The organism is Psychrobacter sp. TB15, from assembly GCF_000511655.1.
In the GTDB taxonomy this organism is placed as follows: Bacteria; Pseudomonadota; Gammaproteobacteria; order Pseudomonadales; family Moraxellaceae; genus Psychrobacter; species Psychrobacter submarinus.
In genome coordinates this window covers 154,838-165,984 of sequence record NZ_AYXN01000036.1, presented here as the reverse complement: position 1 = coordinate 165,984, position 11,147 = coordinate 154,838, and the positions used below count along the sequence as shown (strand labels likewise).

General features: G+C 46.2%; 10 protein-coding genes. 6 read left to right on the top strand and 4 right to left on the bottom strand.

Annotation, left to right across the window (positions count from 1 at the left end):
• Positions 1 to 863 (bottom strand): IS30 family transposase (locus tag W234_RS0109020; protein ID WP_025644112.1); only part of this gene is annotated, 863 nt, incomplete at its 3' end.
• 150 nt (positions 864 to 1,013) lie between these two features.
• On the opposite strand from W234_RS0109020, the gene W234_RS0109015 reads away from it, so the two are divergent.
• Positions 1,014 to 1,565, top strand: a complete 552-nt coding sequence (locus tag W234_RS0109015) for a protein disulfide oxidoreductase (protein ID WP_025646534.1) — start codon at positions 1,014 to 1,016, stop codon at positions 1,563 to 1,565.
• A gap of 6 nt (positions 1,566 to 1,571) precedes the next feature.
• Here the strand turns inward: W234_RS0109015 and ald are convergent, their stop codons facing one another.
• Positions 1,572 to 2,687 carry an alanine dehydrogenase gene (ald, locus tag W234_RS0109010; protein WP_025646533.1) on the bottom strand — a complete coding sequence of 372 codons (1,116 nt, stop codon included), beginning with the start codon at positions 2,685 to 2,687 and terminating at the stop codon, positions 1,572 to 1,574.
• A 696-nt stretch (positions 2,688 to 3,383) separates the two neighbouring features.
• Here ald and ileS point away from each other — a divergent pair.
• Together ileS and lspA are read left to right on the top strand one after the other, a co-directional pair.
• Positions 3,384 to 6,236, top strand: coding sequence for an isoleucine--tRNA ligase (ileS, locus tag W234_RS0109005; protein WP_025646532.1), 2,853 nt, complete (start codon positions 3,384 to 3,386; stop codon positions 6,234 to 6,236).
• Entirely contained in the window at positions 6,229 to 6,852 is a 624-nt protein-coding gene (lspA, locus tag W234_RS0109000) for a signal peptidase II (RefSeq protein ID WP_084212646.1), read from the top strand. The genes ileS and lspA overlap by 8 nt, the downstream gene beginning before the upstream one ends.
• A 418-nt stretch (positions 6,853 to 7,270) precedes the next feature.
• On the opposite strand, the gene W234_RS14190 is transcribed toward lspA, so the two are convergent.
• A complete protein-coding gene (locus W234_RS14190) occupies positions 7,271 to 7,882 on the bottom strand; it encodes a glutathione S-transferase family protein (RefSeq protein ID WP_025646530.1) in 612 nt (203 codons plus the stop codon).
• Between the two features lie 133 nt (positions 7,883 to 8,015).
• Here W234_RS14190 and W234_RS0108990 point away from each other — a divergent pair, with 133 nt between their 5' ends.
• The gene (locus tag W234_RS0108990; RefSeq protein WP_025646529.1) at positions 8,016 to 8,630 is read left to right on the top strand and encodes an O-acetyl-ADP-ribose deacetylase; all 615 of its coding nucleotides are present in this window, start codon (positions 8,016 to 8,018) and stop codon (positions 8,628 to 8,630) included.
• A 16-nt stretch (positions 8,631 to 8,646) separates the two neighbouring features.
• Here W234_RS0108990 and W234_RS0108985 read toward each other — a convergent pair whose 3' ends face one another.
• The gene (locus W234_RS0108985; protein ID WP_025646528.1) at positions 8,647 to 9,306 is read right to left on the bottom strand and encodes a DUF1294 domain-containing protein; all 660 of its coding nucleotides are present in this window, start codon (positions 9,304 to 9,306) and stop codon (positions 8,647 to 8,649) included.
• A 218-nt stretch (positions 9,307 to 9,524) separates the two neighbouring features.
• Here W234_RS0108985 and fkpB point away from each other — a divergent pair, with 218 nt between their 5' ends.
• Positions 9,525 to 10,034 carry an FKBP-type peptidyl-prolyl cis-trans isomerase gene (fkpB, locus tag W234_RS0108980; RefSeq protein ID WP_025646527.1) on the top strand — a complete coding sequence of 170 codons (510 nt, stop codon included), beginning with the start codon at positions 9,525 to 9,527 and terminating at the stop codon, positions 10,032 to 10,034.
• A gap of 48 nt (positions 10,035 to 10,082) precedes the next feature.
• Positions 10,083 to 11,123 (top strand): aldo/keto reductase, encoded by a 1,041-nt coding sequence (locus tag W234_RS0108975; RefSeq protein ID WP_025646526.1) that lies wholly within the window; start codon positions 10,083 to 10,085, stop codon positions 11,121 to 11,123.
• Positions 11,124 to 11,147: the final 24 nt, after the last annotated feature.

Below are 11,147 nucleotides of genomic sequence, written 5' to 3'. Positions count from 1 at the left end.
TTTAGTTTGTTCTCAATGTCCTGTATTTCATTATCAGAGACTTGTCTAAAGTCACAACCCTTAGGCAAGTACTCTCTGATAAGGCCATTGGTATTCTCGTTGGTTCCTCGCTGCCATGACGCATAAGCATCGGCAAAGAAGAAAGGGCTAAAGAGCTTTTGTTTCACCTTCTTATGCTGAGCAAACTCTTTACCATTGTCAGAGGTAATGGTCTTAACCTGCAACCTCACTGGCGCTAAGAGTTCTATCATTGCCTCTGATACTTGCTGTGCTGTTTTATGACCCACACGCTTCATCTTCAGCAGCCCCGTTTTACGTTCAACGAGCGTGACAATCGCTTGCTTGTGATGCTGACCGATAACGGTATCCGCTTCCCAATCTCCAATACGTGAGCGTTCTTCAACAATACAAGGGCGCTCATGAATCGAGACTCTGTCATTGATACGGCCTCGAGTCTCAGCGGTTAGACGCTGCCGGTATGGTTTTCCTTTACGTCTGAGACACTGCCACAATGTACCGCCCTGCCTCTTATCACGCCAAATATAGCGATAAATGCTCATATGACTGATACCAGCATGAACGCCAGATATTTGCTCAGGACTCCAGTTCTCTTTAAGCTTGTCTGTCACCCATGCCCAGAGGTCAGTCACAATAGTTGTGGCGTTGTTAGCCCGTCTGTCACAAGCCTTGTTATTAGCATGCTTTGCTCGGTAACCTCGTAGGCTTTTATTACGCCTAAGCTCTCTTGATATGGTACTGGGACTTCTGTTTAACACCCTCGCTATAAAATTAATACTATGTTTTGCCCCTTTAAGGGCATAAATCTGGTATCGTTCACCTAGGCTTAGATGTGTATAGCTCATGGTTGCAATCTCACTTTGGTCGGTGGATAAAAACTTTGATGCTAGCGCATCTAGGTCTTTTTTTCACCTTGCATTTGGTATTGCACTTCATGTGTTAATCTAAGATCTATAAAAAGCAAGTGATTAAATTTTAGGCTCAGAGAAAGCAATATGACGACTGATATCAAAAAAACAGAGTTAAAAGTAAAAAAAACGCCGAAGCAAAAGCTTTGGTCAATGCTAAAGACTGCCCTACTCTATGGTCTCGTTTTTATTGTTATTTACACTGTTGTCAACTGGTGGCGACAGCCTATCATGCCAGCCAATCCGCAATTGCAGCTGACCGACTATCAAGGACAGACACTAGACTTAGCAGCGATGAGTCACAAGCAGCCTACGCTAGTGTATTTTTGGGGTACTTGGTGTCCGATATGTACTTATACCTCGCCCACTATCAACAAGCTTGCCGCTAGTGATAGCTATCCGGTAGTGACAGTGGCCATTAAGTCGGGCTCCAACCAACGGCTTGCAGAGTATATGCAGCAAAATAATTTTGACTTCACCACTATCAACGATGAAGACGGCACAATCTTCGCCGACTGGCAAGGACAAGTGACGCCCTCTTATGTGGTATTAAAAGACGGTGAGATGACGCAAGGGCTGACCGGTATTCAGCCGCTTTGGTCACTAAAATTAAGGCTATGGTTATCGTCGATATTTTAACCAAAACTAACCAAGCAGCTCATCTAACGCTTTATACTCATAATCTAGCGCCTCAGCCACCGCCTCATAAGTGATATAGCCTTGCGCTGTATTGATCCCTTTTGCAAAGGCAGCATCCTCCGCGCAAGCTTGCTTGACCCCTTTTTTGGCCAGCGTTTGGATATATGGCAAGGTGACATTCGATAGCGCCATCGTCGCTGTACGAGGTACTGCTCCTGGGATATTGGCTACCGCGTAATGGACGATACCGTGCTTAGTATAAGTCGGATCGTCATGCGTGGTAATGCGATCGGTAGTCTCAAAGACGCCGCCTTGATCGATAGCGATATCGATGATGACTCCGCCGTCGTCCATTGACTCGATCATCTCTTCTGTGACTAATTTAGGCGTAGCTGCGCCTGGAATCAGTACCGCACCGATCACTAAGTCACTAACCTCAACACTTTCGGCGATATTGACCTTATTAGATATGAGCGTCTGGACATTATTGCCGAACATCTCAGATAGCTCTTTGAGCCGCTGTGGATCTAAGTCCAAGATGGTCACATCCGCGCGCAGGCCGATAGCGATTTTGGCCGCTTCCGTGCCTGAGACGCCGCCGCCAATGATCGTGACGCGGCCTTTTTGTACCCCTGGTACGCCGCCCAGTAATATTCCTTTGCCGCCATAGAACTTCTGCAAGAACTGAGCGCCGATTTGGGTGCTCATGCGGCCGGCAACCTCGCTCATCGGGGTCAGCAGCGGTAAGGAGTTATTAGCCAGTTGCACCGTTTCATAGGCTATCGCCGTGACTTTATTCTCGACGAGTGCTTGCGCCAGCTCCGGCTCATTGGCCAGATGCAAGTAAGTAAACAGTATCAGATCTTCGGTTAAATACTGAAACTCTTCTTGCTGGGGCTCTTTGACTTTAACAACCAATTGAGCGTCCCAAGCTTTGTTGGCGCTATTGACGATAGTCGCGCCTGCTTCCTCATAATCCTCATCGGTGAAGTGCGAACCCACGCCCGCATCACATTCGACAAACACTTTATGACCGTCGCTGACTAACACCATAACGGCGCTTGGCGGTAGACCGACCCGATTTTCGTTGTTTTTAATCTCTTTGGGAATACCTATTTTCATGACGACTCCTTTATATTTATCGTAATTTATACAATGTTTTTAGCCGATATTAGGGCGTGTTGAACATTCGACCATGGCACTGACAGCGACTATTTTTTAGGCGATTCGATGTTAAAAATAATAAGTTTAGTCATTCTAAGCGCTTATTTTTAACGATGAAGCGGCAAAAAAGAGTCCTGTCCCCTGCTTTTATCGTTGGGGCTGATGCTAAAATTGCCCCATACTGCGTTACAAATCTCGCTAAGGCATCTGCATTATCGTCGCTTTGTGCCTTGTCTGGAACAATTTTAGCGATCAGCAGTGCCTATTTGCGAATGTTCAACACGCCCTATTATGTATTGGATTTATGTCCGTACTTTAAGTGAAACGCTTGTTAAGTACAGTTGTACACTGCTTATCGCTATTACGCAACTAAAATGACACGCGCAGTACAAGCCCCTTTTTACCCCAGTAGAATTAACATATAATAGCTGCCATTCCTAACATAATCTGACGCTAACTTATTTAAGTTCAGGCATTATTTAGGGTAAAGTGCTCTTTCATCTAAGCCCTATTTAACCTTAGCTATTCGCCCCCATACATTATTTACTTGGACTGCTAAACTATTTAACTTAAAAATTGTTTAATTTAAAAACTATTTGATTGAAAAACCGCTTAACTCAATAAACTACTTAACCTGATAAAAGATACCTTCCTATGACTGACAAAGCTACTGACACCCCTAGCCACGATTACAAAGACACTCTCAATCTAGCCGATACGCCTTTTGCGATGCGCGCTAACTTGGCCAAACGCGAGCCGGATTGGTTAGCGGCTTGGGAAGCGGACGATGTCTATGGTAAGATTCGTCAGGCGCGTACTGGCGCGACTAAGTACATTTTGCACGACGGCCCTCCTTATGCGAACGGTCAGATTCACTTAGGTCATGCGGTCAATAAAGTCATTAAGGACATGATTGTTAAGTCGAAGACGCTTTCAGGATTTGACGCGCCTTATGTGCCGGGTTGGGACTGTCATGGCTTGCCTATCGAGCAAAAGGTGGAAGCCAAAGTCGGTAAGGTCGGCAAAAAAGTCTCGGCAACTGAGTTTCGTGGTCTCTGCCGTGAGTATGCAGCGACCCAAATCGAGCTACAAAAAGCTGATTTTAAGCGTTTAGGTATCTTTGGCGATTGGGACAACCCTTATCTGACCATGAACTTTCATCAGGAAGCCAATATCGTCCGTGCGCTAGGTAAAATCTACGAAAACGGCCATGTCACTCGCGGTATGAAGCCGGTCAACTGGTGCTTGGACTGTACCTCAGCATTGGCAGAGGCGGAAGTAGAATATCAAGATAAGGTCTCTGATGCGATTTATGTCAGCTTCGATGTGCTTGATACTGACAAGCTAACCGCTTTGGCAAAAATAGAGGATACTATCTCAGTCGTTATCTGGACGACGACGCCTTGGACACTGCCTGCTAACCAAGCTATCTCAGTGCACCCTGAGCATGACTATTCGGTTGTAGCCACTGAGAAAGGCAATCTACTACTCGCTCATGATTTGGTCGAGACTGCGTTAACTGAGCTTAAGTTAGACAGCCAAGGTATCTTAGTGACCGTTTCAGGTAAGGAGCTTGAAGGCTTGCGCGCGCAGCATCCGCTAATTGCAGATCGTCAAGTGCCTATTATCTTAGGCGATCACGTGACCACCGATAGCGGTACTGGCCTAGTACACACCGCGCCAGGTCATGGTCTCGACGATTATATCGTGGGTCTAAAATATAACTTGCCTGTTGAGAACCCTGTTGGCGGTAATGGTGTCTATCTAGAGAGCGCGGCGGTATTTGCCGGCGAGCATATCTATAAAGCCAATCCAAAAATCATTGCCGCTTTGCATGATAATGGTCATTTGGTAAACCATACTAAGATCGAGCACAGCTATCCGCACTGCTGGCGTCATAAGTCGCCGATTATCTTCCGTGCCACGCCGCAGTGGTTTATTAATATGGAAAAAGAAGGCTTACGCGAGCGCGCGCTCAAAGACATCCCTGATGTTAAGTGGACGCCTGCTTGGGGTCAGAACCGTATCGAGTCGATGATGACCGGTCGCCCGGACTGGTGCATCTCGCGTCAGCGGACTTGGGGCGTGCCGATTACCTTCTTTATGCATAAACAGACCGGCGAGCTGCATCCGAACACCTTAGAGCTAATGGAAACTGCCGCGCAAAATATCGCGGAAGGCGGCGTGGAAGCGTGGTTTGATGCCAGCTGTGAAGACTACTTAGGGGATGAGGCGGCCGATTATGATAAGTCTACTGATACGCTAGATGTCTGGTTTGACTCAGGAACTACTCATTATGCCGTGCTTGAGCAGCGTGATGAGCTCACCAATCCTGCCGATATGTATCTAGAAGGCTCCGATCAGCATCGCGGTTGGTTCCAGACGTCACTGCTCACGTCAGAAGCAATGTACGAGCGTCCGCCGTTTAAGCAAGTATTGACGCACGGTTTTGTGGTCGATGAAAATGGCCGTAAGATGAGTAAGTCTCTTGGCAACATCATCACCCCGCAAGATGAGATCAATAAAACCGGCGCTGATATGCTGCGTCTTTGGATTGCCTCTAGCGACTATCGCTATGAGATGAGCGCGGGCAAGACGGTATTTAAAGGCGCAATTGATATGTACCGCCGCATTCGTAATACCCTGCGCTTCTTACTGGCGAACACCGATGATTTCGATCCGGCTACTGATAGCATCGATATCAACGAATTAGTCAGTCTTGATAAGTTCATCATCGAGCGCGCGCAGGCTGTACAAGCGCAAATCGTCAGTGCTTATGACGCAATGGACTTTCACCAAGTCACCCAGCATATCACTGCTTTTTGCTCGCAGGACTTGGGCAGCTTTTATTTAGATATCATCAAAGATCGCCAGTACACCACTCAAAAGGATGGTCAGCCGCGCCGCTCGGCGCAGACCGCGATCTATCATATCGCTCAAGCCTTAATACGCTGGATTACCCCTATCTTATCGTTTACCGCGCAAGAAGCTTGGGAAGTCTTGAACAGCAAAGATGAGCAGGCCGCCGGTAGCTATGTCTTCACTGAAGAGTGGTACGAGTTCCCAGCGCTTGAGCTGAGCACGATCAGTAGTGAAGACTGGCACCATATCATGCGCGCCAAAGATATGGTGAATAAGAACATCGAAGTCGCGCGCAGCAACAAACTACTGAATGCCAATCTAGCCGCTGATGCCACTTTGTACGCTGATGGCGCTATGTATGACAGCTTAGCCAAATTAAGCGATGAGCTGCGTTTTGTGCTGATTACCAGTAGCGCCACCTTGAAGCCTATCAGCGCAGCGCCTGCTGATCATCAAACTAAAGATAACGAGGAAGACATCGCAGCAGCGGATTTAAGAGTTACCATTGACGTCGCCGATGGGACGAAGTGCGTGCGCTGTTGGCACATCCGTAGCGACGTCGGCACTGACAGCGAGCATCCAGAGCTGTGCGCGCGCTGCGTAACTAACGTGGTAGGCAGCGGTGAGGTGCGTCACTATGCTTGATACGCCTGAGCGTCCTACTAACGAAGTCGATCATTCGCCAAAACCTGCTCACGTTACGACAGGCAACTCGGTAACGCCTAAAAGCCGGCTGACCAAAACCCCAAAAGTGCTGGCAAATGGCAGTCGAGCCTTTGTTTGGTACTTACTGTCGATAGTGATTATCATTGTCGATCAGTGGACCAAATGGCTCGCGAAAACTAAGCTGAATTTTTTGGAGCCGATACCGGTCATTGAGCCATTCTTGAATTGGACATTGGCTTATAATTATGGTGCAGCGTTTAGCTTTTTGGCCGATGCAGGCGGCTGGCAAAAGTGGTTTTTCTCGGGTTTAGCGCTCGTGATTGCGTTGTTCTTAGTCGTATATTTAATTAGAGCGCCGCGTAATGCTAAGCTGTTATCGCTAGGGCTCGCTATGGTGCTCGGCGGTGCGATTGGCAATCTAATCGACCGCGTGCGACTTGGCAAAGTGGTCGATTTTATTCATGTACATTATGCTGATGTTTGGCATTATCCGATTTTTAATATCGCGGATATTGCGATTTGTATTGGCGTGGCTATCATTGTTATTGACATGATATTTTTGGAAGGTAAGCGCGAAGGCAAATCTAAAGGTTAGCTTTTGATACTGCTATTTTAATTGAATGAAAAAAGGGCTTACGATCATGTAAGCCCTTTTTTGCTTTGGGTTTAGTGTAGTGAGATTAGGGCGTGTTGAACATTCGACCATGGCACTGACAGAGACTATTTTTTAGGCGATTTGCAGATAAAAATGGTAAGTTTAGTTGTTCTAAGCGTCTATTTTTATCAATAAAGTGGCAAAAAATAGTCCTGTCCCTGTTGTTGTCGTGAGGGCTGATGCTAAAATCGCCCTAGTCGTTGCGAAAATCTAACCAATGCAATAAGCATTATCTGCAATTTTCACTTAGACTAGAACTATTTTAGCTATCAGCAGTGCGCATTTGTGAATGTTCAACACGCCCTAATCTTGATGGTGCTCAGGATGCACTCTATTTCCAAACAACAACCCTACTCTCCTACTTTTTAGGAAAGTTCTCTCGCGCGGATAATCTTTTAACGTATGCTTTTGCTTGCTCAGGTAACGCAACCCCCAACATTTTTAGCCAATTAAATAGATGATGATAGTAGATATCAGCTAAGCTAAAGCGATCACCTGCTATATACTCTTGGCTATCCAACCAACTCGTGGCAATCGGTAGCGCGTTTTGAATATTGGTTATGCACTTCTCAGCGGTGCCCGCAGGCCAGTTCTCATAATTGTCTAATACCTTTATCTTCGTTAATATCCACACATAACTTTCAAGCTCTATCATGCCAAACGAGATGACCTGACGCAGTTTATAGTTCTTCTCGGCATAGTTATCATCGTTATGGCTAGGCGTTAGCGGTCTATCAGGATGCAAGTCATTGAGGTATTCGATAATCGCTAACGATTCAGTGAAATGCTTACCGTCATGGGTCATCGTTGGCACTTTGCCAAACGGGTTAATCGCTAAAAACTCAGGGCTTCGCTGCTCAAATTTATAAGCGTTTAATTCTTTGGTTTCATAGTCTAGGCCAAGCTCTTGTAGTGCCCAGATTACAGTTTCTGCGCGGCTAGGATGGGTGTATTTATAGAGCGTAATCACTAAAACGTCCTTTTTATAGTTGGTTAGAAATATAATTTACACACTTTTATATTCATATCAGATACATCTAAACGATAGCAAATCACTTAGACTATTAATATAGAATTTATGGATTAATGATAAGGACGCTACCATGACGAATGCTCAAACCAAGCCACTTTTGCAAAAGCAAGTCTCTGTCTCTGATAGCTCTAGCTCTACTGCTAGTTCTGCTACTCGCACGGTTACTTTGTCCGTATTACAAGCGGATATTACTACGCTAAAAATTGATGCTATTGTCAATGCGGCCAATTCGAGTTTGCTCGGTGGCGGCGGCGTGGATGGCGCGATACATCGAGGCGCAGGGCCAGAGCTGCTCGCTTATTGCCGCACCTTGAACGGCTGCGCCACTGGCGAGGCAAAAATAAGCCCAGCGTTTGATCTACCCTGTGACTATGTCATTCATACAGTAGGGCCAGTTTGGCATGGCGGTAATGATAATGAAGAAGCGCTACTGACGAGCTGCTATCAAAACGCGTTAGAGTTAGCCGCTGAACACAAGGTCGCTAGCCTTGCTTTTCCGTCCATCAGTACTGGCGTTTATGGTTACCCAATCGACAAGGCCACTAAAGTAGCGGTAAATACGGTGAAGAATTATGTATTGGGTAAGCTAGAGTCGTCAGATAACTTTTCGGTAAATGAGATTATATTTTGCTGCTTCTCGGCTAATGATGCTGCGGTTTATCAAAGGGTTTTAGAGGCGGTTTAAAGTAGAGGCTAGAAGTCTATAACAAGCCTTTAAAAGAATCCAAACCACCACCCGCCATAATAAATAATAACCCACCAAGATTAACCACTACCGTCAGATAAAAACTAATTCGAAAATCAGGCTTTTGTGACTTGTGACGCAAGTAGGTCTGCGCGACCATCGCCCCAACCCAGCCGCCGAGCACGCTTAGTAGATGCAAAGTCGATTCAGGCGTACGCCACGCGCCGCTTTGCGCAGCCGCTTTGTCCTTGGCGTAAGTGAGATAAGTAATAACGCCTAACAACACATACCAAGCCAAGACCAGCCAGCTCAAATCACCCATCACTACTAATAATACTAATACTGCATAGAATGCCACGCCTAAAAGTAGCTTCTTCTTTTGCCCTGCTTCAAAGTCTGCTTGTTGGCTTTTCTTTGCGTTACGCTGACGGATTTGATTGTTCTTATCTGCCATTTGTTGCTGCACAAAACTGAGCTCCTGTACTTGCTTGGCTTGCAAGCGTCCTTGTTTATCTTGTCCAATACTAAAGACCACTGGCTCATGGATGACAGGTCGACGCGGCGCTTTGAACTCGCTGACATGAAAGAACAGTGACTCCCCAGCTTCGGTCTCGATAAAGCCAAAGCCTTTGTCATCTTGCCACTTTGTAATTCGGCCTTGTTGTCTATTTGCCATGTTTGCGATACTCTCTTATTTGACTAGGATTAAAACTTTTATAATCGGTCACTTTTTATAATCAGTAACTCTCTACAGTTAACCTTTATTTTAGCGCCTTTACGTTACACTATTTACGCTTACATAGGGCAGTATTTCGCTTATCATCTCTTAATCTATCACCTGAATCTATTCACTGATAACAGCACTCTACTTTTAACTAAAACTGGTTTTTTATTATGACTGACTCTCAAACCTCATCACAATTTATCAATCCGAACGAAGACACTCGTATCACCCATGGCAGCTTAGTCAAGCTGCATTTTGAGGTGTCATTAGAAAATGGTACGGTAATTGACTCGACCTTTAATCGTGATCAGCCGGTCAGTTTGACTGTCGGCGATGAAAGCCTGTTGCCGGGTTTTGAGCAAGTGCTGATGAATCTGCGGGCAGGCGACACCCGTACCGCGCACTTAGAGCCTGAGCAAGCTTTTGGCGACTGGAATCCAGATAATGTACAGCACTTTAGTCGTCCGCAGTTTGCTTTAGTCGCGGACAATCCTGAGATTGGTATGATGGTGGAGTTTGAGGATAAAGGTAAAAACACTTTGCCCGGTACCATTAGCGCGATTAATGACGATGAGATCGAGGTCGATTTTAACCATCCCCTAGCCGGGCAAGACGTACTATTTAAAGTCAAAATCTTTAAGGTGACGCCGCCGGGTGTGACTGGCATTCAGCTGAGTTAATCACACAAGCAACTCAAAACAATAATCAATAATAATCAGGATGCAACCATGCAATATGAAGTGCTGCCACAAATCGATGAAAAGGTATCGAAAATTTGTCTAGGAACGATGACTTGGGGACAACAAAACAATGAGCGCGAAGGCCATGAGCAAATGCACTTAGCCCTTAGCGAAGGAGTGAACTTTTGGGACTGTGCCGAGATGTACCCCTCACCGCCTGACAAAGATAAACAAGGCGATACCGAGCGCATTATCGGCACTTGGTTTGCAAAGACACAGCAGCGCGATAAAGTTATCTTGGCCAGTAAAATGTCGCCGATGAGCTTTTTGCGAGACGGTAATAGCCGCTATAATGCCAAGCATATTAGTAGCGCTATTGACGGTAATCTGCAGCGTTTACAAACCGACTATATTGATGTCTATCAGCTGCATTGGCCTGAGCGGCAGTCGAACTTCTTTGGTCAACGCGGTTATGACAGCGAGATGTCAGCGCAATCGCTTGATGACTTAACGCCGTTTTTAGAGACCATTCAAGCGCTCAATGATGAGATCAAAAAAGGCCGCATTCGTGCTTATGGACTCTCAAACGATACTGCTTGGGGACTGATGCGCTACTTATGGGAAGCGGACAAAAACGGTCTCATCGCGCCTATCACGGTGCAGAATCCTTATAGCTTGCTCAATCGACTTTATGAGGTGGGCATGGCGGAGATTGCCCATCGCGAGAATGTCGGTTTGCTCGCCTACTCGCCCCTAGGCTTTGGGGTACTCTCTGGTAAATATTTGGGTGGCAAAAAACCAGCTGGCGCGCGGCTGACGATGTATGATAGATTCCAAAGATATATTAATGAGCAAGCGCTAGCAGCCACTGAGCAATACGCTAAGATTGCCAGCGATGCCGGACTAGATATGGCGCAGATGGCGCTCGCTTTTGTGAACTCGCGGCCCTTTGTCACAAGCAACATCATTGGTGCCACGAGCATCGAGCAGCTCAAATCAAACATCGATAGTGTTAATCTAACTTTAAGCGATGACGTATTAGCCGCTATCGAAGCGGTACACACCCAGCAGCCGAATCCATCTCCTTAGTTCAGCTAACTAAAGCTGCTAGAT